General features: G+C 65.8%; 21 protein-coding genes. 10 read left to right on the top strand and 11 right to left on the bottom strand.

What is annotated here, in order from left to right:
- Nucleotides 1–988: 988 nt before the first annotated feature.
- The 9 genes from IEY55_RS01130 to IEY55_RS01090 all read right to left on the bottom strand — a co-directional run bounded on the left by IEY55_RS01130 (nt 989) and on the right by IEY55_RS01090 (nt 10,905).
- On the bottom strand, nt 989–1,300 hold the full coding sequence (locus tag IEY55_RS01130; RefSeq protein WP_189052906.1) for a type II toxin-antitoxin system PemK/MazF family toxin: 312 nt from the start codon (nt 1,298–1,300) through the stop codon (nt 989–991).
- Nucleotides 1,297–1,569, bottom strand: coding sequence for a ribbon-helix-helix domain-containing protein (locus IEY55_RS01125; RefSeq protein WP_189052905.1), 273 nt, complete (start codon nt 1,567–1,569; stop codon nt 1,297–1,299). Before IEY55_RS01125 ends, IEY55_RS01130 begins: the two co-directional genes overlap by 4 nt.
- A 657-nt stretch (nt 1,570–2,226) precedes the next feature.
- The gene (locus tag IEY55_RS01120) at nt 2,227–4,278 is read right to left on the bottom strand and encodes a recombinase family protein (protein WP_189052904.1); all 2,052 of its coding nucleotides are present in this window, start codon (nt 4,276–4,278) and stop codon (nt 2,227–2,229) included.
- On the bottom strand, nt 4,275–4,586 hold the full coding sequence (locus IEY55_RS01115) for a hypothetical protein (RefSeq protein WP_189052903.1): 312 nt from the start codon (nt 4,584–4,586) through the stop codon (nt 4,275–4,277). The genes IEY55_RS01120 and IEY55_RS01115 overlap by 4 nt, the downstream gene beginning before the upstream one ends.
- 521 nt (nt 4,587–5,107) lie before the next feature.
- Entirely contained in the window at nt 5,108–5,974 is an 867-nt protein-coding gene (locus tag IEY55_RS01110) for a replication-relaxation family protein (protein ID WP_189052902.1), read from the bottom strand.
- A 438-nt stretch (nt 5,975–6,412) separates the two neighbouring features.
- Nucleotides 6,413–7,993 (bottom strand): replication-relaxation family protein, encoded by a 1,581-nt coding sequence (locus IEY55_RS01105; protein ID WP_229685883.1) that lies wholly within the window; start codon nt 7,991–7,993, stop codon nt 6,413–6,415.
- Nucleotides 7,994–8,538: 545 nt separating this feature from the next.
- On the bottom strand, nt 8,539–9,306 hold the full coding sequence (locus IEY55_RS01100; RefSeq protein WP_189052901.1) for a hypothetical protein: 768 nt from the start codon (nt 9,304–9,306) through the stop codon (nt 8,539–8,541).
- A gap of 507 nt (nt 9,307–9,813) precedes the next feature.
- Nucleotides 9,814–10,029: a DUF397 domain-containing protein gene (locus tag IEY55_RS01095; RefSeq protein WP_189052900.1), complete on the bottom strand. Its 216-nt coding sequence runs from the start codon at nt 10,027–10,029 to the stop codon at nt 9,814–9,816.
- Nucleotides 10,030–10,041: 12 nt separating this feature from the next.
- Nucleotides 10,042–10,905: a helix-turn-helix domain-containing protein gene (locus IEY55_RS01090; protein WP_189052899.1), complete on the bottom strand. Its 864-nt coding sequence runs from the start codon at nt 10,903–10,905 to the stop codon at nt 10,042–10,044.
- A 1,000-nt stretch (nt 10,906–11,905) separates the two neighbouring features.
- Between IEY55_RS01090 and IEY55_RS01085 the strand changes: the two genes are divergently transcribed.
- From IEY55_RS01085 to IEY55_RS01060, 6 genes are all read left to right on the top strand, one after another.
- Nucleotides 11,906–12,286, top strand: coding sequence for a hypothetical protein (locus IEY55_RS01085; protein WP_189052898.1), 381 nt, complete (start codon nt 11,906–11,908; stop codon nt 12,284–12,286).
- Between the two features lie 49 nt (nt 12,287–12,335).
- Complete coding sequence (locus IEY55_RS01080) at nt 12,336–12,569, top strand: hypothetical protein (RefSeq protein WP_189052897.1); 234 nt, start codon at nt 12,336–12,338, stop codon at nt 12,567–12,569.
- Between the two features lie 362 nt (nt 12,570–12,931).
- Nucleotides 12,932–13,255: a hypothetical protein gene (locus IEY55_RS01075; protein WP_189052896.1), complete on the top strand. Its 324-nt coding sequence runs from the start codon at nt 12,932–12,934 to the stop codon at nt 13,253–13,255.
- An 11-nt stretch (nt 13,256–13,266) separates the two neighbouring features.
- Nucleotides 13,267–13,893 (top strand): DUF3558 domain-containing protein, encoded by a 627-nt coding sequence (locus IEY55_RS01070; RefSeq protein ID WP_189052895.1) that lies wholly within the window; start codon nt 13,267–13,269, stop codon nt 13,891–13,893.
- 211 nt (nt 13,894–14,104) lie between these two features.
- Entirely contained in the window at nt 14,105–15,163 is a 1,059-nt protein-coding gene (locus tag IEY55_RS32470; RefSeq protein ID WP_189052894.1) for a hypothetical protein, read from the top strand.
- Nucleotides 15,164–15,212: 49 nt separating this feature from the next.
- Nucleotides 15,213–15,977: an ESX secretion-associated protein EspG gene (locus IEY55_RS01060; protein WP_189052893.1), complete on the top strand. Its 765-nt coding sequence runs from the start codon at nt 15,213–15,215 to the stop codon at nt 15,975–15,977.
- A gap of 226 nt (nt 15,978–16,203) precedes the next feature.
- On the opposite strand, the gene IEY55_RS01055 is transcribed toward IEY55_RS01060, so the two are convergent.
- Together IEY55_RS01055 and IEY55_RS01050 are read right to left on the bottom strand one after the other, a co-directional pair.
- Nucleotides 16,204–17,610 (bottom strand): ricin-type beta-trefoil lectin domain protein, encoded by a 1,407-nt coding sequence (locus IEY55_RS01055; RefSeq protein WP_189052892.1) that lies wholly within the window; start codon nt 17,608–17,610, stop codon nt 16,204–16,206.
- A gap of 165 nt (nt 17,611–17,775) precedes the next feature.
- On the bottom strand, nt 17,776–18,303 hold the full coding sequence (locus IEY55_RS01050) for a hypothetical protein (RefSeq protein ID WP_189052891.1): 528 nt from the start codon (nt 18,301–18,303) through the stop codon (nt 17,776–17,778).
- Between the two features lie 427 nt (nt 18,304–18,730).
- On the opposite strand from IEY55_RS01050, the gene IEY55_RS01045 reads away from it, so the two are divergent.
- The 4 genes from IEY55_RS01045 (at nt 18,731) to IEY55_RS01030 (ending at nt 24,752) form a co-directional block, all read left to right on the top strand.
- Entirely contained in the window at nt 18,731–22,918 is a 4,188-nt protein-coding gene (locus IEY55_RS01045; protein ID WP_189052890.1) for a polymorphic toxin-type HINT domain-containing protein, read from the top strand.
- Nucleotides 22,919–23,093: 175 nt separating this feature from the next.
- On the top strand, nt 23,094–23,510 hold the full coding sequence (locus tag IEY55_RS01040) for a hypothetical protein (protein ID WP_189052889.1): 417 nt from the start codon (nt 23,094–23,096) through the stop codon (nt 23,508–23,510).
- A 28-nt stretch (nt 23,511–23,538) separates the two neighbouring features.
- Nucleotides 23,539–23,946 carry a hypothetical protein gene (locus tag IEY55_RS01035; RefSeq protein ID WP_189052888.1) on the top strand — a complete coding sequence of 136 codons (408 nt, stop codon included), beginning with the start codon at nt 23,539–23,541 and terminating at the stop codon, nt 23,944–23,946.
- Nucleotides 23,947–24,275: 329 nt separating this feature from the next.
- The gene (locus IEY55_RS01030; RefSeq protein ID WP_189052887.1) at nt 24,276–24,752 is read left to right on the top strand and encodes a barstar family protein; all 477 of its coding nucleotides are present in this window, start codon (nt 24,276–24,278) and stop codon (nt 24,750–24,752) included.
- Nucleotides 24,753–24,949 lie beyond the last annotated feature (197 nt).

Below are 24,949 nucleotides of genomic sequence, written 5' to 3'. Positions count from 1 at the left end.
GGCTGCTGATACCTGGGTCGATGGTTTTATTCTCTCAGGAACTACCACGCGTGGCGACCTATGCACGGTGGAGGAACGTGCCGCCATTCTCGACATCTGGCTAGAGGTCACCAAAGCTTCTCGGCTGTTCGCGTCAGTCTGGACGTGCCAGGACGTAGACGAAGCGGTGAGCCGTGGTATCCGGCCGCTGGCAGTGATGCGTGACTTGAGAGACAGAGAAGTTGCGTGCGAATTCTTGACATCCCTGCCGACGGAGAGCTACGTCTACAGTCATCCGCTCCATTCGCGAACCGTGCTCAACGCAGAGGTGTGTGCCCTGGCTCGTGAGGGTGGATGTCTTCCAGCCGGGGCGAAGGTGGCCAAGGTGGCGAAGACCGATCTCACTGCGATTCGAGCCGAGACGGGATCATCGTTCGTGCTCTGGGCCGCCTCCTCGCGGGACGTCGCTGGGAGCGTTGCCGCAGGGGCTTCTGGAGTGGTGGCGACTCCGCTTAGCCCTTTCTCGTCCCCATTCCCGCCGCGTTCCCTGCCGACACTCCAAGCTGCGCTCGACGAGCAGCAGGCTGAACTCGACGCGCTTCCGTCACGCTCAGCCCGGACCGAGTACCTGATGCGGGTGGCGGTTGTCGGTCGAGCGGCCCCCGGGCGGCGCCGTCCGCCGGGACTCGGAAACCAGAGGTGGCGGGATTGTTGACCCGCGACACCCGCAACACCCGCGGCAGGCTCCTGACCTGCGGTTTCACTGCGGGTTACCCGTCGGTAGTCGGTGGGTCCGACACCCGCACCTACTCGCGGGTAACCCCGCGATGCGGGTGTCCGCGGGTGTCGGCTCTGTGGGCTACCTGCGGGTAACCCGCGGTGTCTGTGCTGGTCACAGCCCTGCTGCGGGTGTTGCGGGTCTTGCGGGGGCCAATTCCGGCCACCTCTGGTTTAGGGAAGCGGTCGGGGGCGGCGGCTCTGGGTCGCCGGGGCTCGGGTACGCCACGGGTCAGGACAAGCCGAGCGCGATGGCCAGGGCCTCGTTGACCTTGACGATGGTTCCGGGTGAGAGCGCTCCCAGACGCTGCCCGAGTTCGTCCTTGCCTGCCACCTCGATGTTGTCGGTGCTGACGTAGCCCCCGAGGGGGTCGTCCCGTCCCAGCGGCACCCATGTGGGCAGGTCACGGGCGGTTGTGGTGATCCGGACAACCAAGATGTCGGCGAAGGCTCGGTTGCGGTGGTTGTTGGAGACGACGAGCCACGGCTTGAGTCCGTAGCCAAGGTCGGCGCGGTAGACCTCGCCACGTAACGGGTGGCTCACGCGTCAGGCTCCTCGTCGGCGAGGCGCTGGAGACGAGCGGCGCGACGGGCACGCATCGCGTCACGTTCCTCGGCGGACTCGTAGGGGTAGTGCGGGTTCTCGGCCGCAACGGCGTCGTAGGCGGCGGCAAGCTTGGCCTCGTGCAGCTCCTGCCACGCCTTGTTGATGGCGTCGACCACGGCGGCGGTGCGGCTGGGGTAGCACTGGGCAAGCTCGTCGAGCCGGCGCAGGGTCGTCTCGTCCAACCGGACGGTAGTCGGATTGGTCATACCCCCACGATAGCGCCAGTGTCCTACACATGCGACTACACGACGTAGTACACCCCGTGGTTCCGGTTGCCGAGTAGGGACCGAATCCAGAGGTGGCCGGAATTGGCCCCCGCAAGACCCGCAACACCCGCAGCAGGGCTGTGACCAGCACAGACACCGCGGGTTACCCGCAGGTAGCCCACAGAGCCGACACCCGCGGACACCCGCATCGCGGGGTTACCCGCGAGTAGGTGCGGGTGTCGGACCCACCGACTACCGACGGGTAACCCGCAGTGAAACCGCAGGTCAGGAGCCTGCCGCGGGTGTTGCGGGTGTCGCGGGTCAACAATCCCGCCACCTCTGGTTTCCGAGTCCCGGCGGACGGCGCCGCCCGGGGGCCGCTCGACCGACAACCGCCACCCGTGTGTCTGGAGCGCCGCTGAAGGGTCGCCGTGACCAGCGCTTTCGCCCGAACACGCCCTGAGATGGCCGGAGAGCGCCGAACACGACGTGGGCGGATAGAAGGCACCGGGCTCATCGTGTCCTCCTGAGCCTCCCTCACCTCCGGTGGCCGCTGGGGCGCGGCCGGTGCCGGCACGCCGGGAGGGTGGAGCACAGACCGGTGAGCGCGCCGCCGTCCGCGGCTCACGCGTCGGCTCGTCGGCGCGCGGCTACGCCCTATTCGTGCCGAAGTTCGTCGTCGAGAAGGGTGATCAGGCGAGAAAACCGCTGGTAGAGGAGCTGGCCAGGCGTACAGGTGCACCGCCCTCCGGAGGCGGGTGCGCAGGTTCGAATCCTGCCGGGGGCACGTATAGCATCTACACAAGCCGCGCCTGCCATTTCAGCAGGCGTTTCTTGTGTAGTGGTCATGGTTTCGGTGATCCTTTCGGCCGCCTGGGCGATCTGGGGTAGTTGGTCGGCAGGCAGTCGGATGGTCATGGTCACGTGGTCGCTGTCGTTGTGCAGGCGGATGATGAGCTGGGTGATCTCGAACAGTTTGCGGAGCAGCGACTCGGGCGCCGTGGCGAGGTTGAGCGCCAGGTAAGGCAGCGTGTCGAGTAGGGCGATGTCGTCGGTGCTGGGGCGGGCGGGTTCGGCCTGGTTTGCGGCGTCGAGCTGGGCGAGGGCGGCCAGCGCGGCGGTCTTCTCGGCTTCCAGGTCGTTGTAGGTGCCGCGCAGGGCCTTGGTGAAGGGGTCGTCGGGGTCGCCGTCCTGGGCTTGGCGCAGGATCGAGTTCTGCCGCCGCGCCACGTCCGCCACCACCCGTTGCAGCCGTTCCCGCTCGGCCTGCCGCTCACGGGTGGCCCGGTCGTCGATCCCGGCAAGGTCGGCGGCCAAGATCTCCCGCCGATGGGGCCCGAAGATCCGGTCGGCGAAGAAGCGGGACACCGCGTCCAGCAGAGCGTCTTCGCGGAGGTAGACGGCCTTGGGGTGGCCGGCGTACTTGTCGGGGCGTCCGCGGTTGTTGTTGCGGGGCCAGCACATGTAGTAGGCGTGACCATGGCGGTGGTTGCCGAACATGCGCCGCCCGCACCCGCAGAACACCATGCCGCGCAGCAGGTAGGTGCGTCGGGTCGCGGGGTGGGTGTTGAGGGTGTTGCCGTTGCGGGAGCCGCGCCGGGCTTGGCGGCGGGCGTTGAGTTCGTCCCACATCCACTTGGGGATGAGCGGCTCGTGGGCGGGTTCGGTGGACCACACCCACTTGATCGGGTCGTTGACCTTACCGCCTCGGGAGCGGGAGGCGCGGCGGTTGAATACCTGGTAGCCGGTGTACTTCGGATTCTTCAGGATCTCGTACACGCTGGTCTTGCCCCAGGCGCCGCGTGCCCGTTCCTTGCCGGGTGGGACGGGCGGCGGGTACTTGGTCGAGTCGGCGTTGAGCCGTTCGGCGATGGTGTCGTAGCCGAGTCCTTCGTGGTAGCGCCACAGCGCGATCTGGGTGACCGTCTCGCCCCGCATGCCGTCGGGTTCGAGCCGGGTCTTGATCTGCCCCTTGGCGGCCTTGGTGGGGTTGGGGTGCCGGTAGGTCTTGGCCCTGTACCCGTAGGGCGGTTTGCCGATGTTCCAGCCCTCGCGCACGTGTGTACACAGCCCGCCCCAGGATTGTTCGAGGGTGTTGAGGACTTCGTACTCGGCCACTGACTGGTTGATCCGCCGCTGCAGGATGCGTTGTGCCCGGCTGCCGGTCAGCGTGATGGGCTCGTTGGCGGCGAACAGCGGCACCTCCGAGCGTTCCAACTCGCGCTCGATGGACAAGCCCTCGAACGTGCGCCGGGCGACACGGGACACGGACTCGCAGATCACCACGTCGAACCGGCGACCGGGATGGGACGCTTCCTCCAACAGGTCGGCGATCCCACCGTCCCGGGCGATGGGGATGTCGAACCGCTCGTAGTTCTCCTTGTGGCCGCGTGCCTCCAGCTCCATCCGGCCGGACTCGACGTCGTAGAAGTGCGCCACGATCACCCACGACTCGGGGATCGCGGTCTTGGAGTTCCCGAGCTGCCGCAATAAGGATTGCCGAGGGTCCTGCTGGTCCTCGGTGGATGTACGGCCGAGGAACGCCACCCGCACCTCGTCCCGCAGCAACGCCACCGGCATCCCCAACGGCGAGACCGCATAGTCGGACAATCCAGACGGTCCGGAGACCGGTACGGTTGCCGACACTGACGTGGCACGCCGGGTCAACGCCGGTGCGGGCGGGTTGACGGTCACCTCGTCCGAGGTCATGCCGCTTCACCATCCTCAGTAGACTGATCTTGCGATTGTTGGGCGGCCCAGTCGAGAAGGTCACGGATCACGTCGGCGAGTTTCCCGCGGATTCGTTCGCCTTCCGTGCCGGAAATGGGATTCACGTAGCCGAGATATTGGCGGTCACTGCCACGTCTCCGCCTCTGATCATACCACCAAACTGGCTGGTCAGAGCCGGTTTTCGGCAGATTTTCAATGTCACTATCGGGTGCGGTTCGCGGCCGTGGGATTGCCACGGCCGTGGGATCGTCGTGCGGATCGTCCGCGGTGGTGTCGTCGGTGTGCATGAGGCACCTCCCGCCTGCCCGCGAACCCGCTCATGGCGGGATATCGCGGGCGCTGGTCACGGTCAGAAAGGCAACCGTCGATCAGCAGACCCCGCCAGCCGTGGTCACCGAGCCTTCCACCATTGCGTTGCCGCCCAAGGGAAGTACAGCCACACCCAGGAACGGGCGTGCCGGAAAGAGCTGGCAGGGGATTCCACTGTCACAACCCGCGACACTTCGACCCCCCAACTGCACATCGGCACCCGTCGGGGCCAGCAGTCGCTGGTTGACTGGACCCTCCCACTGTCCACAGGAGACATCTCTGCGAGACCCGCGGTACAGGCCGAGACCGCCTCGTCTCGTTTGTGTCTCGGTGGTCTCTTCTCGGTGTCCCGGTACGTTCCCGCAGGAGCGAGACCAGATGCGGACAGCTCGACGCATGGGTCCAAATCTTCTTGCTGTGCAATATGACGGTGCCAGGCCAGGAGATCTGGCAACCACCGTTCGTGTCGTCGGGAATCAGCTCATGGTCCACCTCCTCCCTATGGTCGGCCGGAAGGATGGCTTTGGGGGTGGGTGGTGTGCAGGGCGGTGGTGATCTCGCGCAGGGTGAGGCGTCCGGGCCGGCGGTTGAGGACGCCCAGCGGCAGCCACACGCGCCCCAAGGGGCCGCTGGTGATGTGGTGGGCGTAGTCGGCGCAGCCCAGGGCCACGGCCAGCCCGCTGGTGTCGTTGCCGAGCTGTGTGGTGATCGCGTGCCGGAGTCGTTGTTCCCGCGTGAGGGTGGCGCACCAGATCAGGGTCACTGTCTTGTCGGGGAATCCGTCGGGTACCGGCAGCGGGAGGGTGGGGTCGGGGATGCTGGTGAGCCGGTCCCGCAGCTCGCCCAGGCCGATGCGGGGCGGGTCGTCGAGCAGCAGCAGGAAGGACAGCAGAGCGCCGTCGGGGAAGCGCCAGAGCCCGTGGCCGTCGGTGGTGGCCTGCCAGGCGCGGCTGACGCGCCACGGCGAGCGCCAGGCCATCAACTCCCCACCCGGCCCGTTGTGGGCGCGTGCGGCGGCCACCAGGGCGCAGAACCAGGCGTGCTGGGCGGCCAGTTCCTCCCACCGCCAGCCATGGAACAGCCTGCGCCACCGGGCAGCGATCTTCGCCGGCCGAAGCGGTGTGACGCCGTGCTCGGCGGCCACGATCCGGGCGCCGACCGGCCCGAGCATCCACTGCCACTCGAAGGAGCCGCCGCCGGGGCGGAACGGGCGCGCCCGGTGCAGCACCCCGCGGGCGTGCAGTGTGGCCAGCCGGTGCCTTGCGGTGGTCAACGAGCCGAACCCGACCAACACGGCGAGCTGGGAGGTGGTGACGGTGAAGTGCTCGGCCAGCAGCGCCAACACCTGACGGTCCCGCGCCGTCAACCGCCCCGACGCTGAGACGGCTGTTGTTCGCGCACGCGTCGGCCCCGCCGGGCAGAAACGTTGATGGTTCTCCATCAGTCTGGCACCCCTTATCCACTGGCGGCAGCCCGCTGAGCTGCGGGAACCCCACCCGGCTCCGGCAGGTCGGGGCGGCAACTCTGAGACGGAGCCCCAGACGGCCCCCTGCCGGAGGGGCCAACGGCTCCCTGGACGGCGCCCCGGCCCCCGCGCGGCCCTCGCGAGGAGCCGGACGCGACCTGATCATCGCGGCAAGCCACCGCTCCCCATCCCACGAACGGCCCGCAGCGGCCGAGTCGAGACAATCGCCGGTCCCGAACCGTTGGCGTGGACACGCCCCGCCCCAGTCGCCCGCATATGGCCTTGACGCCCGCCGACATCGGGCATCGAGAATCCCTGTCACCCTTCTAACAGCGGGCTTCATGCCCGATATTCACAATCACCCCCACCGAATGTGAGACGCGTCACTTGCGCGGTGAGATGAGTGATTCCTCCGGGGAGATTTGGTGTCTCGCCGAAATCCCGGTGGTCTCGCTTGCCGTCTCGGCGCCGGTGTCGCGGGGGCCGAACCCCCGGTGCCCGACCCCCTGGGCATGGCATGGGGTCCACTGCGCACGAGAGGATTCGCGCCTCGGTGGGTGTCTGGTGTGGACGGTGCCGGTCATCCGTCGGCCTCCACCGCGTCCTCGAGGACGAGGACCTCATCGTCGGTGTCGTCGGCCCAATACGCGTCCGGCTGGGGCGGCTGGGCGAGCACCGGGGTGGGCGCCGGTGGTGGTGCGGCCAGGCGGTCCAGGATGGCGCGGTCGTATGGGTCGAAGGCGGCCTCGGTGTAGGGCACGCCGTCCCACGGTGGGTGGTGGGGCACGTGCGGCCCCCGTTGCGGCAGCTCGGCCAGCCGGCACCGCAGGGCAACTCGACCGTCGCGGTCCTGGGGTGTCCAGAGCGCCCAGACGGGGCCGGCGGGGCCGTTCGGGTGGCCGTGGTCGCGGGCGGCGGTGGCGATGACGAACCCCGGACCGTCGCCCGCCCATTCGCGGCGCAGCGCCGCCCGCAAATTGGTCTCGCGGGTGCTGGAGTGGACCGAGAACAGCAGCACCCCGAACTGGTCGGTGGGGAAGGCAGCGTAGTCGTTGAGCTTGCCGGTAACCCTGGCCAGGGTTCGGTGCCGGTGTCGTGTTCCAGGAAGAACCGCACCGTACGGCCCTGGTCCTCCCAGCACCCGTAGGCGTCCGGGCGCGGCCTGATGTTGCGGTAGGTGCGGGGCTTCCAGAAGAAGTCGGCACAGCGGGCCTCCGGCCACCACTGCGTCACACCGCACGGCTTCCCGGCACTGCTCGCCCCCGCTGTGGTGGACGGGGTGCGGCGGGTGTGGGCCACAAGCTCGCAGAAGAACTGGTTGACCCCGAGCTGGTGGGCCAGCTTCGGCCACGGCGCCAGCCGCTCCAGACGCTCGGTATACGCCTTGGGTGTCGGGGGCGGCTCCGCCCGCTGCGCGGCCAGCAGCCGCGCCCCCAGGTAACCCAGCGCGTACCGGGTCTGGCTGGTGCCGCCGCCGGGGTAGGAGTCGCGGAAGGCGAACACCACGCCCAGCTCCCGTAGCTGGCGCAGCCGGTCCTGGGCACGGCGCACCGAGTCGAACTCGATAGCCGCGATCTGGCGGGTGGTCAACACCCGGTGCTCACCCAACAGCGCCAGGAGGCGCCGATCCCGCTCCACCAACCGAAACCACAGCCCGGCGTCCGGCTCCCCAGCCCGACCACTGCGGCGGCCCTGGCCGCCGCGCCCCCCGCCCCCGCGTGGGTGGTGACATCCTGCGGAGACACCACTCAGTCGGCCCCCCGAACGCCCCACCCGGCGCCGCCACCGACCAGCGGTTTCAGGAGTCCGACCCTCGGCGGATGGGGCAGCGGATTCAGAGCGCCGAACCCGTGCCGACCCACCCGCCACACCAGACGCAGCACTCGCCGCGCGGTCACCGCCTCGGCCACCGCCCACCATGAGCCCCACCCGGCCTTTCCTCCGGAACCGGAAACCCTGGGCATCTCCTGAACTCCGGATTTCGGACCTGAATAGGACATCAACCCCCGAAAATATGACCTACAACACAGCTGACAGGGTAGGCTGTGTTCCGCTGGAGGTCGCCGGGGTTTGCAGCAGGGGTCCTGTGTTGGGCCGGCGCGGGGGGACTTGGTCCTGTAGGACAAGCAACAACAGTCATGACTGGGTACCGGGCCGAGCCAGCAGTGTAGCCGCGTCGCCCGGGGGGCTGACCTGGCGCCCAGATGCACGCGATCCCGAGGCACTGCGACAGCGTTACCACACGCACGTCGACGCTGTGGTCGCCCACCTGTCGCGGCGCGCCCACAGGGCCACAACGTCGCCGATGTGGTGGCGATATGGTCCGGGCCATCAGCCATGCGCTGGTCTACATGCTTGGGAAACTGGAAACTTCGGCGTATGAAGTGCGCGGACGAGTGCACTTGCGGCTCAGCAGTGGCGGCCTGAACCAAGGTCGACAAGTGTTTTACTACTTGATCTTACCATCAGACTGCCCTGCTTCGGCGAAGAATATCTTCAAGCTCCTCCTCAACAAACTTATACAAACTTCCCCCGACATCGAAGATTAGCGTGGGCACAGGCCGCCTGTCCCTGCCATGGCTGTAGAGTGTCAGTACCGCACGCTGATCCAATCGGTAGAGACTAAAGTAGCGATCCCCGGGATAGTAATAGATCCGCACCGTGGCACCTTTGGAAACTCGGATCAACTCGTAATCTTGCCTCGCCTCTTCAATCTTTCCAATAAGCTCATCCTGCGTCATGCCAAATCTCCAAGAGAGAGTCTCAACAGTCTGCGCATCTGCCACATCAGGCAGAAAGATGCAGATCTTCCTCCCCTTCTTTCGACCGAGTTTGCGAAGCTCGTGAATATTTGATCTGCGCCAAGTGTCGCCATAGGCCAGGAGAAGGTCAAGATGCTTCACCTTGCCCAGCAAGTCGCGCCAATTCAGATCATGCAAGTAGCTAGTTCCCACTCCAACCAAACCCGATGAGATGACGTCCCTGGCAACACGAGTAGTCTCAAGGATTTCCTCCTTGAATGCCCGCCTTCCTTGGAACTGCCATGCTCCACCCAGTACGCCAGACACCGTAAAGAGTGCACCCACGCTGCTTACAAATACTCGCCAAGTCCCCTCCAACATAGATGACCAGTACAGCAGAACACTTCCGACAACCAGAAGCGCCAGCAGCAGAAGAATATTCTTCATTGTATTGATCGTGCGATAGGGAGAGATATGCCGTTCTGCGTACATGACCGCCCCCGTACTCGATGACAGTCGAGAGATAGACATTGTGCTCCCAACCGGGAGCCAAGTTCACTCTTTCGCACCTGTGACTGCAAATCGGAGACAATCAACTACGTTCTGGTACCGACTTGGAGTGCGTTATTCACACTGCGAGTAGACATGGCTACCAAGTGCTCTCGACTTTGCGACCTGCAGTGGACGTTCGAGGCAGACAACCATACATGGATCGGACGACCGAGGCGGGCGGAGCGATACTCGACGCCCGATGTTCCTCGGTCGCCCGACCGATGCTGATCTCACCGCGCCTCTTCTGGTTGCCGTCCCTTGAGGTACAGCTTGATCAGCAGGGTTGATCATGCTGGAGGATGCCCATGCGGGCAAGACACTCCGTCTCTGCGTCACCGATCAGGTGATGGTCGTCGGTGGCCCCCGTGAAGAGCATTTGATGATGTGATGCGGGGCCCCGGCTGGGGCCCCGCATTGGTGGATGTATTCATTATCGGGTGTGATCTCCTATTCGAAGAGGTCGCACCTGCCATGCTTAACGTGCGCGATGAACGCACCCCACGATGACAAGGTGAACCATAACGTCGTGTGATCGCGGTTCTTGGAATCGCGGACACCGATTCCAGCATCCGCGATCATGCGCACTTCCACGCACTGATCGTTCCCGCCACCGCTGTGGCTACTTTTAAACCAGCCAGTGTCACCCGGGACGGCGTAGGGCATGGCCAGTTCTCCTCATAGTTTTTCTTCGATTACTCTTCTTGTGTCCTCGGGGCTCAGCGCGAGCTCCCGAAGCCTGGTGAACGCACGTGTGAGCCTGTTCGTGTCCTCTGTCTTGTCGAAGTAGGTGGAGGGTCCGTACACGACGGGCAGAAACCCGACGGGTCGTAGGACGTCACCGAAATGAAGAACGTTCAGCCCGCCGTGCTGCGCTGGGTTGTTGCGTGCCGTCGTGGGAACGATCTGCACCGTGAGGTTCTTGTACTGGTCGATCATGTGGAGCACGTGGGCGAGCTGCCGCTTCATGATCGCCGGGCTGCCGACCTCGGCCACGAGTGAGTCATCGGTGAACAGGAGATGCAGCTTCTTGGGCTTGTCTGCGCCCAGCACCAGTCGCTGGCGCTCCAGTCGGAAGGCAACCCGGTTCGCGCGTTCTTCCTCCGATGCCTCCCACCAGATTCCGCTGGAGGCATCCATGATCGCCTCTACGTACTCCGGTGCCTGCAGGTGGTACGGGAAGATGCCCTTCTCGTATGACCAGATCTCGGTGGCCAGCGCCTCCAGTTGAGCCACACGGCGAAATGATCCCGGCGCAAGGTCCATGTACGGGCTGCCGTTGGACCGTTTGCGGGCCTCCACGCCCAGCGCCAGGATTTCCTTGCGGTGCTTGGGCTTTGCCCCGAGGAAGTCCAGCAGCGTCGCCAGTTCGTCGGCGGTGAGCGTTGCTCGACCTTCGAGCACCTTGATCAGCCGTGCTCGATCCTTGCCGATGGCTCGCGCCGCGTCGTCCAACGACGTGCCCGCGTCGGCCCGCAACTGCTTGAGCGCTTCCCCGAGAAAGACCCGGGGCAGCGTCGCCACCGCCTTGGCCACGTGCACGACCTCCCTGCTTGATGTGGTCGGGCCAGCCTGCCCAGCCAGCACGAGCCACCGCCAGCACCGACAGGTTCGCCCGATCGGGCACATGCGAAGGGACACATGTGTCCCTAACCTACTGGGACACGCGTGTTCCACGGACACACGTGTCCCTACCAAAGCGAAGGGGAGGTGTTCTCCATGACCCCACAGCCTAGAACCCAACGTCAGAGGGCCGGCAGGCACCGAGCCGACCAGCCTCCGCCGCCACCTGCGCACATCGCAGGCCGCCGGCTTACCGCCGAAGGGCTGCGCCGTCAGCGCCGTGAGTGTGGTGGTGACGCGATCGATGACCGCACACCGCGCTCTGCGCGGCTGATCCACCCACTCTCCAGGAACCAAGCGACCCCTGTCGCCGTGCTCAACCCGAAGATCGGGGGGCAGCAGCCATGACCGGAGCTGGCTGGGTGCTGTTGTTGATTGCCGTACCGGTCGTGGCGTTGCAAGCCGGTGACGCGCTGCGCTGGTTGTCCGCCATCCGCCACCGACACGACCGGTAGGGGGTGCGACGTGACCGTGATGTTCTGGCTTCCGTTGCTGTTGTTCACGGCCTTCTGCCTCGGCGCGGGGACAACCTGGCGACTCCTCCGCGGCCGGGTGTCCGGGGCGCACGCGCTGACGACGGCGAGCGTCTCCGTCGCCGAGTTGGTCGCCCAACTCACCAGCCGTTCCTCGCCTTCTACGGACCCTGACACGCCAACCGATGAGAATCTCGGGGACGGTGTCGACAGTGGGACTGCCCGATTCCGTGCTGTGGGCCACCGTCATCCTGGCCGAAACGATGCTGTGGGTCCGGGTCTTTTTCGACACTACGAGCGTTGGGCGTCGACTGTACGACCTGCTGTTCATGCCGGACACCAAGATTCCGCTGCGATCATTGATCAGGCGGGTGTGCGGACGCCGACGTGGATGCCGCACATCCGCTGGGATTTCCCGACAGTTCCAGACAACCAGGCGGGCAAACATGCGCTCAGTCAATGATGCTTTGGTCGCGCTCAACGAGGCGGGGTTCGTCTGGGTTCCCGGTCCCGGCGACGGAGTGGTGCCGTACACGCTGCTCTACGTGCGCGACTGGCCCAGCTACATGGACGCCATCCACGTCCGCGGCGAGAAAGACGCCACCGGCGTCCGCGCCCGCAGCGACGCCCACGAGTCGCAGTTGTTCGCCGACCACAACGTGGTCTGGAAGCACGAGGGCGCCTTCGTCACGGTGGTCGCCGAACTCCTGAAGGTTCCCGCACCCGGCGAACCCGGCGCACCGACCCGCGCGCTGGCCGCACCCAGCAGCCTGTGGCTACCCCCATCGCACAACAAGCTCGTCACCCCCTCCGCTGCTCATCGCTAGCGCAATACCCAGTGAGAGAAGGAAATTGTGAGATAGGAGGACGCACACCATGGGCTATTTCAACCGGTCACCGGTCACCATCGGGACCTGGGTGTCCGTCGAGGAAGGAAGTGATGTCCACTGCATCGTCTGCCGTGACGAGAAGTCGGTCATGGTGCACTTCGGCGACGCCGACTTCGAACTGGTGCTCGACCGCGGAATGCTCGAGCAGTGCGTCACCAGGTTCACCGAGGCGCTGCGCACGCTCACCGCGGCCCAGGCCCCGGAGGCCATCACCGCGTGAGCGAGCCTGCGTCGTGCGACCCGGACCGGGCGCAGCCCCACACCAGTGGGGGCGCGCCCGGTCCCGGCTGCACGAACCCTGCCCACGCCGACCCCAACCCCAGTGACTCCGGGCAGCGCGCTACCTCAACACCTCAACACCCCGCGCTGCCCGGTACTGGCGGTGGGGCCGCCGAGGGTCCTACCCCCTCCGCGGCTCCACCGCCCCCCTGCCGATACGAGCAGTTTTCGTGAACTATCGGTCACGCTCCGCACTCTCCCGGTAAGATCCGCCCCTGTTGAGGTAGCTGCAGTTGGGGTGCACGCCGCACCACGGCCTACGGCCGTGGTGTTGTCGTGTGTCGGTAAGGGGTGTTGGGGTCGATGCCGAACGACAGCGACGTCAAGCTGGTCGTCGCGCCGGAGAACGTCGAGGGACTCATCAGGGGCCTCCAGGCGGTCTTGAAAGAGCTTCAGGCGATCGAACGCGACGCGCAGGAACTTGCCCACCTTGAGGCGCCGGGGAGCGGTGATCCGCACACGCAACGCGCGATCAAGGAGATCAGTCGGTTGGCCTCCAGCGAGGACGGCTGCCACGGCCAAGCCAACCGGCAGTACCAGCAGGCGATTCAGGACGTGATCGACAACCTGCGGGCCTCACTGGAGACCTACCGTCAAGTCGAGCAGCAGAACACCATGCGGGCCTGAAGGGGCGAACCTTGCGCCGATTCCTCCTCGTGCCCGCGATGTGTGCTGTGGCAGCGCTGACTGCGTCCTGCGCGAACCCCTCGCCGGGCGCACCCACCACCACGGACGGCACCGGCGCGCCGGGCTCGGGTACGACACAGACGTCGCGGCTGTCGCCGCCGCTGGCCGAGCCGCCGCTGGACACAACTTCGTTCGAGAAGGACCCGTGCACGCTGCTGCGCCCGGACCAGGTCAAGCAGTTCGGTGAGAGCGAGCCCCCCAAACCCAAGAACGGCCTGACCGGGCCCAGCTGCACATGGGACCCGGAAAGCGTGCTGAAGACAGGCACCCTCGGGATCTCGGTCACCGCTGAGATCAATACCAAGTCGGGTGGCCTGGAGGGCATCTACCAGCGGCGCGACAAGTTCGGACTGTTTGAGAAGACCGAGGTTGGGGGCTACCCCGGGGTACATGCTCTGGATGACAAAGGCGGCCCAGCTAACGGGAAGTGCACCTCACTGATCGGGATCTCCGAGGACCGCTTGGTCGTTACCTACGTGTTCATCAACGACAAGAAGATTTCGGAGTACACGACCGCGTGCAGGGTCAGTGATCGGGCGGCGGGCATGGTGATTGAGAATCTCAAGGGGGCGAAGTAGGTCATGGGGGCGATCGAGGGGACGCCGAGACCGGCCGGGTGGGATGCGGCCACGATCTTTCGCTGGTTCCATGAGGGCAAGGACACCGGGCAGACGATTCACCCCGCCTCGGAGGCGTGGCGCTCCCTGGGCAAGCGCTACGACGCGGTCCAACAGCTGGTCGAAGACGAACTCCGCAAGGCAGAAGGCGCCTGGGAAGGCGGCCGCAGCCATGACTGCAGCCGTGTCACCGCTGGCGGCGTGGGCGGAGGAGGCCAAGCGGGTCACCGAGGGTGTCGCCGGGCGGGTGGAGAACCAGGGCTCGGCGTTCACCGACACCAAACACAAGGTGGAACCCCCGCAGCAGGTGCCGGACAAGCCGTTCCTCAACGACTACTTGCCCTGGCAAACCGACTACGACGAGGTCGTCAGCGCGAACAAGGCCGTCACCGACCGCAACATCCAGGCAGTCACCGCATACGGCAGCACCACCACGGGCAACCTCAGCTCCCTGCCCACCTTCACCCCACCGCCCTCGATCGAGACCCACGTCACTACGCCGGAGTCCACGCCGGTCGATCCCGGCTACCGGGACCACTCGGCGGACCCCACCCGCAACGTCACCCACCAGACCAGCGTGGACCGGCGCCCAGGTGATCCGGTCAGCCCGCCCCCGGTGCGACCCACCGATCCGACACCACCCGGTGGGAGCGTGGTGCAGCCGCCGCCGGCCACCGTCGATCCCTCCTGGGCCCACCCCGGCCAGTATGGCGGCGTCGAGCCGGTACGCCCGCCCGTCGACAGCGGCAACCCCCGGCCGGTCTCGCCGCACCCTCACCCCCTCGTCCCCGTGCTGCCACCTGGCGGGGGCGGGGGCCAGCACACCAGCGCCCCCACACCGCGCCCCCCGGTCCGCGCGGGCCTGCCCGGCCCCGGCCAGGGACAGGCACCGGGCGGACGCCCCGGCATGCCCGGTGCTGGGCCGGGCACCGGCTTCGGACCGCGCGGCTCCGCCGGCTTCGGCCCCGGCCCACAGGGACCGCTCGGACCCGGCGGTGGCACCGCCACGGGCAACCCCGGTAGTGGACCCCGCCCAGCAAGTTTCGGCCCCGAAGTTCCGCCCAACCGGGCTGGGGCTGGCATGGCCGGCGGGATGAGTGCCGGGGCGGGCCGCAAGGAGGAAGACACCCAGCACCAGCGGCCGCACTACCTGGTGGAAACCGAAGACATCTTCGGCGATGGCCGCCGGGTGGCGCCGCCGGTGCTCGGCGAGCGCCCGCCGCAGCGCTGACCCACCCACCGACACCACCACCATCAGGACCACCAGGGAGAGCCTGTCCATGCTGCGCGCGAGCGTGGCGCTGTCCACGCTGGCCTACGACGTGCTCTGGCAGCACCACAACCTCGGGGACAAACCCAACGCCCTGAACACCCCCTCCCCCGGGACGACCCACGAGGAACGCGCCGTCCTGGAACACCGGGCGTGGACCGAACTGGAACACACCGGCCTCCTCCACCGCGGCCGGATCGATGAGGACCTTCGGGACGCGCTGGAGGTGTTAGCCCACCCCACCGACGAGGTTTATGGCTGGATCAACCAGGCCCACCGCGAGGACTACACCGCACTGGCCGCCCTCCACGGCGACGCCGCCATCCTCGCCGTCCTCATCAACCAGGTCCTGCACCTGCACCCAATCCGGCCCACGGCCCTGGCCGAATCATTAGTGTCCGCGCTTCCGGAAGTGCCGCCTGCTCGGGGCCGGTCTGTCACCCTGCCCGCCGACTACCTCGCTGGCCGCCGGCCCGCTGAGCCGGACGACGACTGGTTTGAGGAGGTCCGGCCCGCCGACACCGAGACCACCGACTATGCCCGCGAGGTGCTGGCCCTGCCCCGCATCAGCGCCGGCCAACTCCATGTCGCCACCCGCGACCGCCTCGGCCGACGACACCGCACCCTCCACCCCGTGGCGTTTATTGACACCTCGGAAGGTCGGTGGATGGCCCAACGACGTCCCACCCGAGGCAACCGACCCTGGGCGGTGATCGCCCCCGCCGACCGCCGCCTCCTCGTCGCCCGGCTCAACGAGATGCGCGCCATTCTGTGAACGGACTGGCGCGAGCGGGAGGGGTCACCGGACACTGGTCCGCGCAAAGCTGGCCGAGCGTTCACTCGGTGAATGTGGCGAGCCGCTCCGGTGGGCGACTGTGATCACCTGCTCCGCAGGGTGATCACAGTCGCCCACCAACATTAGTGAGGTGACAACGTCGAGAGAAGCGAGCCTCGGGCGCATGTTCTCGTTCGCAGTGGGCTCGCCTCGGCGATCTAGGAAGTTACCGCTGTTGGGTCCAGTGCTGGCTCGGGTTGTTCGGCTGGCACCGCACCATGATCACGTTCGTGCTTGGCTTGTTGGACGAGATGTCCATACACAGCCCGTTGCTGTTCCGGATCGTCCTGTCCGGGGTCAACTCCCAGTGCTGACTGGGATTCGTGGGCTGGCAGGTGTTCATCCCCACCTTCGTCCCCGCAGCGTTGGAGGACAGGTCCATGCACAGCCCGTTGAAGTTCCGAATGGTCCTGTCCGCCCCGAACGCCCACCGCTGACTCGGGTTCGTCGGCTGACAGTTGGCCGTCAACACGATCTCCCCCCGGTTGTTGGTGTTCAGATCCATACACAACCCGTTAGTGTTCCGGATCATCGTGTCACTCAGCGCCGACCACCGCTGACTCGGATTCCCGAACACACACCGCGCCACCCCCACCGGCGTGCCCGGCTCGTTCGACACGATGTCCGCACACAGCTCCTGGGCCTTGTTCCGCAACGACCCATCCGACGCCCACGCCCACCGCTGACCAGCATTGCCAGGCTTGCACGTCTGCGTGATCACCGTGTTCTTAGTCGTCGCCTCCGCACACAACCCGTTGGTGTTGCGGACCGTGCCATCCGCATGCAACGTCCACCAGTACTGACTGCCGTTGCCGAACTGACACTTGATCATGACCACCGGCGTGGCCGGCTCATTCGACCCGATATCCCAGCACAACCCGTTGCTGTTGCGGATCGTCACCCGCGGGATCTGCTGCCCGACCCAGTCGGCCACGGTGTCCATCCGGACCTCGCGCGCCCCGTCCCGGGTCTCGGTCTCTTCCAAACAGCCCTTCTGCCAGGAGGTGTGGTTCAGGCCCACCAGCTCCAGCCGGCCGCCGGCCTCCCGGAACAGCGGACCGCCCGCATCCCCCTTACAGATCGCCGCCTTGTCCTCCGCTCCCACGACGTCCACCCGCGTGCTGGTGACCTTCTGCACCCTGAACGACGCCACGTGCGCCTTGTCCGGCACCCACTCCTCCGCGGTCCGCCCAAACCCCGCGACCCGCAGCACCTCACCCGACTTCGGCGCCGCCGTAGCCACCGGAACCGGCGCCACCCCCAACACCGCCCGCGCCAACCGCGCCAACACCAACGCACGATCCTCGCGCTTCACGATGTCCACGATCGTCACCTGCTGGCCATCCCGGCCCCGCAGATCCGACCGCCCCACCGTCACCGTCGCCTTCCCCACACCCTCCTCAGGGAAACACGGACCCGCAGTAGCCACCCACTCCGGATCCACCAACACCCCACTACACGACCGCCCGTCCACATCCACCTTCGCCACGAACGGCAACTCGCCGTCCTGTGCTGGGGTGCCACCACCAACCGCGTGGGCAGGCGTGGCGGATAGCAGCCCTACCGTCGTCATCAGCAGGCCCACCGCTAGACCCGCTGTGGAACGTCTGCACGACACCGCAGATCTCTCCTTGATATCACGTGTTGGCACGAGTCGGTTATTCTCCTCGTTTGGGATTGTTGCCGTGTCCTTTCTCGGATTCGGACTCAAGAAGCAGTTCTTGAATCCGCTTTGTCGTCAGGGGTGGGCGTCCAGGCGGAGCAGTGTGGTGGGCTGGCCGTCCTTTCCGGTGCTAATGCCGACAGGGGTGCTTCCGTGTGGATTGACGTCGACGACGGTACGGTCGCCCTTGTCCGTCGTGAGTTCGGCCTTGACCTTGTGTCCTTCTCCGGGCGCGCGGCCGTCTCCTCGAATTTCATAGACGGCAGGGACCATCAGGTTGAGGTATCCGGGTGTGTCCGTAATTCGGAAGCAGATCAGCCCTTTCTGGTCGGCTCCGATTTTTTCTTGTGTGCGAACCTTGAGGAAGTTGCCGTCATCAGAGCAGTTGGCAAAAAGGATATGGCCATCGCCGGAGGTGAGCTTCACCCCGTAGTCTCTCAAGATTGTTTCCGCTCCGGGGTAGGAGTAGTCCTCCACGGCGGGGGGCATCTCGTCGTTCAGCGACGGCTCGTCGGGCTGGGCGGCTAGCGTGACGGTAGCGCCGAGAGCACCGATGACGCCGGCTGCTGACAATGCCACCATGGCACGCGGAAAAAGTCCCATGACCAGCTTTCACCCTTTCTTGTCGAATCGAAAGCGGGGAGATCGTCCCTGAGCACACAACACGACACCCCTGTTTCCTGACACACTGAGACGCTAAGCACGACCTGGGAGGCCGTCAACACACAATAACCGCTGTGCCGCTCATCACAGCCGTTGACCCTCTTCTTCGACTACCGATACTGTACCCCCGGTCATTACAACGGGGATCACCCGAAGGGTGAGGCAGGGGCAACACGTAGAGGGGATTAGGACAAGCCGCCAAATGGACTAATTGCCACTTGGGGCTTGTTTGTGCTGGCCACGATGCAGCGCACAACGAACTGGTTCTTGTGCGTTGTGTTGTCATGTCCAGAATTAGCGAGGGGATTGTGGGATGAGCGGCAGAAGATGCTGGTTCCGGGCCGGACGGCTCGGAACCGCTCTGGCTGTGAGCGCATCGTTGCTCGTCGGGTTGGTGTCCGTCCCGGCGGCAGCGGCAACCGATGACACCGCGAACGCAACGGCCACTTCGCAGACCACTGCCAATGGGGACCGCGCCCGTGTGGTGGCGTTGTGGCGGACCGGTGGTCCGACGACGCGGGCCGCGGCCGAGAAGGTCCTCCTGGGGTCGGACACCGATGTTCGGGCGTTCTTCGAGAAGGAGTACGAACGGGTCGCCCGCATCGATGACCGGATCCGCGTCAATCGAATGCTCGCCAGCGGCGGGCCAACAGTCAAGGACGCAGCGCAGAAGGCGCTGGACGCAGACAACGACGCCGCACTGCGGGAGTTCTTGGCCTCGGGATGGAAGACACCCTCGGAGCATGACCTGCGGATCCGGGTCAACCAGATGTTGGCCGCGGGCGGACCGACGCTGAAGCAGGCGGCGCAGAAGGCACTGGACGCCGAGGACGCCAAGGCGCTGGAGGAATTCCTCAAGTCCGGGTGGAAGACCCCGTGGGAGCACGACCAGCGCATCCGGGTCAACCAGATCCTGGCCAGTGGCGGGCCCGAAGTGAAGAAGGTGGCCCAACGCGCCCTGGATGCCGAGAATCCCGAGGCGCTCACGGAGTTCTTGACCACGGACTGGCCCGTGGCGCAGGCACGGGACCAGGAGACCGCGACCGTCTCGCAGCTGGCCGGGCTGGCGCAGGACGCCTCGGCGGAGGCGGCCCGGGAGACCGAAGCCGCCAAGCAGGCCGCCGCGCAGGCGATCAAGGAAGCCGAGCTGGCCCGCCAAGCGGCCGAACGGGCACGGCGGGCAATGGACGGCGCCCAGAACAACGCCCAGACGGCCGCCGGCGCGGCCCGGGAAGCGGCGCAGGCGGCGCTGGGCGCCGCGCAGGCCGCTCGGGAGGCGGTGGATGCCTCCAATGCAGCCCGGGCCGCGGCCCAGGTTGCGGCGAACGCGGCGGCGCGGGCGGCCTCCGCTGCGGCGCTGGCGGGCCGGGCTGCTTCTCGGGCGCATACGGCCGCCGCGAACGCGGTGACGGATGCCACGAAGGCGTCGGAGGCCCGTCAGGCCGCGGACGCGGCGCGGGATGCCGCACGCGGCGCAGAGCAGGCCGCCAACGCCGCGGGAGAAGCCGAGACCGCCTCGAAGAAGGCCGAGGAGGTGGGTCAGGCCGCAGCCGGTTCGGCCCGCCACGCCGCTGACGCGGCCGATGCGGCCAACGACGCCAGCCGGTACGCGGGGCTGTCGGCGGCGGAAGCCTCCCGCGCCCGCCAGGCCGCGGCCACTGCTCGGGCGCAAGCCCACCGCGCGACCCGCGCCGCCAACGCCGCCACCGCATTGGCACGACAGTCCGCCGACGCTGCCCGCCGGGCCCGGGAGGCCGCGACCCGGGCGGCGCAGGACGCCTACGAGGCTGCCCGGGCCGCGGATGAGGCCGCCGAGCACGCCGGCAACGCCGCCGAGGCCGCCAACCGCGCCACCGCCCACGCCAATGCGGCCAGTCAGGCGGCGCAACGCGCCACCGAGGCCGCCAACCAGGCACGCGAGGTCTATGAGCTGGCACGCAAGGCTGACGCCGAGCGGCTGGCCGCCCGCACCGAACAGGCCCAGGAGGCCGCCCGCGCCGCCGCCGAGGCGCTAAAGAAGCAGGAGGGTGAACCGGCAACCGGGTGGGACACCTCCCAGGCCGCGCAGCGCGACGCCGACACCCAACGCTGGCTCACCGACACCACAGCCCCCGATGCGAACCAGGCCACCGTGGTGGACCGCGGACGGCGCATCGCCCTCCGACTCGCCTCCACCGCCACCGGCACATGGACCCGCGCCGCCGCCGAATCCGCGTTACGGGGCTCCGAAGCCGAGGTGGTCGACTTCGTCCGGAACGGCCTTGAGCGGGCCGCGGGACAGGACGACCGGCTCACCCTGACCAGCCTGGCGGGCAAGGGAACGGAGAACTTCCGCGAGGCGGCGGAGAAGGCCCTGGCCGGTTCCGACGCTGACGTGCGCACCCTGCTGGAAACCCGCGAGTACCCCGGCGGCTATCACGACATTCGGATCCAGGTCAACCGCATCCTCGCCACCGCGCAACGCGACGGTCGGGTCACGACCCGGGACGCCGCCCAGAAGGCCCTCGACGCCGATGACGACGGCCACGCCCTGCGTGAGTTCCTCACTAGGGGCCAGTACCTCGCCGCCGGGCACGACGACCGCATCCGCGTCAACCGGATTTTGGCCGCCGACACCAGCGGACCGGAACTGAAGGCCGCCGCCCAAGTCGCCTTGGACGGCACTCCCGCCATGCTGCGGCAGTTCCTGGTTAAGGGTCAGCATGTTGCTGCCCAACGTGACCACGACACCGCCACCCACAACGCCTTGGTCGCCGGTCACGTGGCCCGGGCCATTCAGGCTGCCGCCGACGCGAACCGGAACGCCGCCGACGCCCAAGTCGTCGCCGCCCGGGCCCGGGCCGCCGCGGACGAGGCCAACCGCTACGCGCAGCAAGCCGACCAGTACGCCCAACGTGCCCAGCAGGCCGCCCAGGACGCCCAACGATCGGCCGCCGAGGCGGAGAAATCCGCGCGACAGGCGGCCGCCTCCGCCAAGACCGCCCAGGACGCCGCCTCCTCTGCCCGGAACGCGGCCTATCGGGCGAACCTCTCGGCCGCCTTGGCCGCAGGCTCGGCACAGCAGGCCGCCAGCTATGCCCGCGACGCCTACGCCTCGGCACAGCGAGCCCGTGCTGCGGCCGAAGCCGCCGGCAAGGACGCCAAGGCCGCCGCACAAGCAGCCGCCGACGCCTGGCACACCGTCAAACAAAAGTACGTCAACGAAAAGGCGCCGAAACTCCTTGAAATCGCAGACACCTGCGACCATCTCCCGGGAAACTTTGCCAACAGCTGCCTCGAGTCGCTCAACGCCTCACTCCGGGGAGAATCAGCTCACTACCTCAAACGCCTGGGAGACTGCGAGTTCCGCTACGGCGAAGGAACCCCGGGCGCCAAGCAGTGCGCCTACAAGATCTTCAACCCCTGGTTCGAGTTTGAACTCGAACTCGACCTCGCCCAAGAAATCGTCACCTACGTCCAGGCATTCACCGTCACCCTGGCCGCCACCGCAGTCCTCTCCGCCGGCATCGGATGCATCCTCTCCACGATCTGTGGCGGCCTCCTGCTGGCGATCGCACCCGACGGCATGGCCTTCTTCCCCGGCTGGCAGGCCGGCGTGCTCGCGACCGGAGCCGTCAGCGGCGGCGTCCGACTCGCCGGTTTCCTCGGACAAGTCGAACGATCGAGCACTCAAGCGAATGCCGCGGGAGCGCGGCTAGCTGCCGAGACCGCGAAGGTTGTCGGTCGACCTCCCGGTTTCCTCCCACCGTGCGTGAAGCCCGCCAACAGCTTCACCGCAAACACGCCGGTGTTGATGGCGGACGGCAGCGCCAAGCCAATCAAGAACGTCGCTGTCGGCGATATGGTCATAGCGACCGAACCCGTCAGCGGCACTATCGCACCGCGTGCCGTCAGCCGTGTGATTGCCGGTCACGGGACAAAGCACCTTGTTGACATCACGGTCAATGCTTCCACACCCACCAACAACAACGCTGTCGTCACCGCGACCACACAGCACCCCATCTGGAGTGAGGATTCGCGAAGCTGGGTCGACGCAAAAGACCTCAAGACCGGTGAACACCTGCGTACCCGCAACGGTCAGCAGGCAGTCGTCACTGGCACCAACGCCCGAACGGCAGCGACGACGGTCTACAACCTCGACGTCGAGGACCTGCACACCTACTACGTGCTGGCAGGCACCACCCCCATCCTTGTGCACAACACCGGAGGAGGATGCCTCGACCATATCGCACTCGGCAAAAGCATCGGGCTCGACGAATTCGCCAAAGGAGTTGGCGCCAGGCACCTCATGAAGGATCAGGATTGGAGAGGCACATTCATTACCGCCGCCGCCCTCCTTCGTGAAGACCCCACCTCCGTGCGCCTCTCGTTCCGTCTCGATGACATGCCAGACATCGAAAAGGGCGTTGAGTCCGCGGTGTACTCGGCAGTACATCGAGACATACTCGGAAGGGGTTCTCCTGCCGACTGGGAGCTGGCCACCCTCAAACACATGGGCGTCCTCAAACACGTAAACTTCTACCTGGGCGACAAACTTCAACCAAACCCCTTCTGAACCAACGACTCATGAGTTACCATTGGGCCTGTCCCGGTAGGAGCTCCTACCGGGACAGGCCCAATGGGTTTAAACGGGGAGGCGAAGCGTGCCACACTCGGGTTCCAGCAGGAACAAGGACTGGCGATTTCACGAAAGGACGACAAGCGTGAATCCGAAATTTACTCTGGAGGACATGCACGAGGAGGTCAAGTTCCCTCTCTATCTTCCGCGAAAGTTTGCCACACGGTCTTACGACAGCCACAGCAACTCGCTCCTGCTCAGGAGTCTGATTACGAATCGTAACCAGACTCGCGTCGACATCCTGTTTCAGGGTGTTACCGAGATAAGGCTTCGAAGTTTCATGGACTGCATCACCATCAACATGATCCCCTTCGATCATCCATCTGTCGACGAATTTTTTAATATTCAAGACAAAGGCAGTGGATGTGTCTTTAGTGTTGCCGGAATAAAGTTTGACACAGGCTATGTGATAGCAAAAGAACTATACATCTCGGAGGACACCTTGTCCGACCATGATCCGATCACGATCAACAGCGAAGAGCTTAGGGGGTACGTTCTCCGGTCTGGCCACTATATTGCACCCCAGTGACAAGCTGTCGACAACAAGGAGAGATAAGATGCCCAAGATTGTTTTCCCGCTAAAACTCCACCGACGATTCGAGTTCTTCTCATACATTGTAGGCCATGGCGGCCTGCTGCTCCGGAGCAGAAACAGCGCGGAGTATCCCACCAGGATCGAACTCATGTTCAAAGACATCGAGGAAATGCGACTCCAGAACACCATGGAAGAACTGGAGATCGACCTTATCACCGACCCGGAACGCATCAACGACCAGCTCGGCGTCACCGAGGTGCACGAGTCCAGGCACGTCTTCGCCCTGTCCGCCGCAAACTTCAGAACAGGCTACGTCGTGGCGGGCGCGCTCTACCTTGCAGAGGATGATCTCGGATTTTCTGAGCCATCCGCCATCGAACACAAGGATCTCGAGTCGCACGTCATGCGGTCAGAATATTTCAACGACTGACGTCCTTCAGAGCTAACGTTTGAACGGCATCGGTTGGGTCGCCATGGGCCGGTTTGATCGATGTAGTCCGGACGCTCACCGCCGCGGTCTCCCAAGCAACTGGCAGAACTCAGCATCCTCCCGCGAATATTTGATAATGTCGACAGGAATGGTGGATACAAACTTCGGGAGTATGATAGCCAAGGAAACAAATCAGCTACCTGGAGTGGGCAACCGTGCAGTCAGCAAAAACCCCAAGCCTGCGAACGAGCGGATCGTGACCGGGTCAGACGGATCGATCTACTACACGGCCACCCACTACCATACCTAATCGTGGCGGTGCCAGGAATATGACCTCGCCAGACCTCTGGACAGACACCGAACCGCGACTCCACGTCGCCCCCCTGCAGTCACAGCTTCCCGTGTTCCAGCTGATACCTCCACCGGGCACGGCGGTCACCGCCCACCTGGACGGCTCGAAAATGACAGACGAATACGGCGTCCTCGAGCAGTTCAATACAGCTCTCAGATTCCCGGTCTACTTTGGGTGGAACTGGGACGCACTCTCTGATTGCCTGGAGGATCTCAACTGGTGCCCCGCCGAGCGATACCTCCTCGTCGTCGAAAGCGCCGAGCGTGTGCTCACTGACGAGCCCGATGCAAAAGAAGTATTTTACAGGATACTCGCGCGTGCGGCATATTTTTGGGCTAACCCCCTAGGTAAAGAACACAATCAACCCATCCCCTTCAACGTCCTCCTCCTCTGCAACACGGCAGAGGACGTCGCGACCGTCTCAACAGACGTTTCCCGCTACGCAATAGATTAATCGGAACAAACTGAGCAAGCCACTCATGGCAATGTCCCCGGCCGAAAAAGGCCGGGCCATCGCCATGCATGGAGAACAGCCCCGAGTCCGACCTCGAGGACCTTCAAATGAGCGCCGACTGGCCCGCCTACATTGGGGAACTCGATCGCGCGGCAAGATCCGCCCGGCGACGTGAGCGGGCCAGCGGACGACCGGGA

Origin of the sequence: Longimycelium tulufanense, from assembly GCF_014645795.1 — a bacterium.
Classification (GTDB): Bacteria; Actinomycetota; Actinomycetes; order Mycobacteriales; family Pseudonocardiaceae; genus Longimycelium; species Longimycelium tulufanense.
The sequence above is the reverse complement of the archived record's forward strand: the minus strand, read 5'-3'. Positions and strand labels throughout refer to the sequence as shown.

What these genes read in the sequence shown, in the direction of transcription:
- IEY55_RS01125 (WP_189052905.1), bottom strand. Translation starts at nt 1,569, where the DNA reads ATGACCAATCCGACTACCGTCCGGTTGGACGAGACGACCCTGCGCCGG.
- IEY55_RS01120 (WP_189052904.1), bottom strand. Translation starts at nt 4,278, where the DNA reads ATGACCTCGGACGAGGTGACCGTCAACCCGCCCGCACCGGCGTTGACC.
- IEY55_RS01115 (WP_189052903.1), bottom strand. Translation starts at nt 4,586, where the DNA reads ATGCACACCGACGACACCACCGCGGACGATCCGCACGACGATCCCACG.
- IEY55_RS01105 (WP_229685883.1), bottom strand. Translation starts at nt 7,993, where the DNA reads ATGGTGGGCGGTGGCCGAGGCGGTGACCGCGCGGCGAGTGCTGCGTCT.
- IEY55_RS01100 (WP_189052901.1), bottom strand. Translation starts at nt 9,306, where the DNA reads ATGTACGCAGAACGGCATATCTCTCCCTATCGCACGATCAATACAATG.
- IEY55_RS01095 (WP_189052900.1), bottom strand. Translation starts at nt 10,029, where the DNA reads ATGCCCTACGCCGTCCCGGGTGACACTGGCTGGTTTAAAAGTAGCCAC.
- IEY55_RS01085 (WP_189052898.1), top strand. Translation starts at nt 11,906, where the DNA reads ATGCGCTCAGTCAATGATGCTTTGGTCGCGCTCAACGAGGCGGGGTTC.
- IEY55_RS01080 (WP_189052897.1), top strand. Translation starts at nt 12,336, where the DNA reads ATGGGCTATTTCAACCGGTCACCGGTCACCATCGGGACCTGGGTGTCC.
- IEY55_RS01075 (WP_189052896.1), top strand. Translation starts at nt 12,932, where the DNA reads ATGCCGAACGACAGCGACGTCAAGCTGGTCGTCGCGCCGGAGAACGTC.
- IEY55_RS32470 (WP_189052894.1), top strand. Translation starts at nt 14,105, where the DNA reads ATGACTGCAGCCGTGTCACCGCTGGCGGCGTGGGCGGAGGAGGCCAAG.
- IEY55_RS01060 (WP_189052893.1), top strand. Translation starts at nt 15,213, where the DNA reads ATGCTGCGCGCGAGCGTGGCGCTGTCCACGCTGGCCTACGACGTGCTC.
- IEY55_RS01055 (WP_189052892.1), bottom strand. Translation starts at nt 17,610, where the DNA reads ATGACGACGGTAGGGCTGCTATCCGCCACGCCTGCCCACGCGGTTGGT.
- IEY55_RS01050 (WP_189052891.1), bottom strand. Translation starts at nt 18,303, where the DNA reads ATGGGACTTTTTCCGCGTGCCATGGTGGCATTGTCAGCAGCCGGCGTC.
- IEY55_RS01040 (WP_189052889.1), top strand. Translation starts at nt 23,094, where the DNA reads ATGCACGAGGAGGTCAAGTTCCCTCTCTATCTTCCGCGAAAGTTTGCC.
- IEY55_RS01035 (WP_189052888.1), top strand. Translation starts at nt 23,539, where the DNA reads ATGCCCAAGATTGTTTTCCCGCTAAAACTCCACCGACGATTCGAGTTC.
- IEY55_RS01030 (WP_189052887.1), top strand. Translation starts at nt 24,276, where the DNA reads ATGACCTCGCCAGACCTCTGGACAGACACCGAACCGCGACTCCACGTC.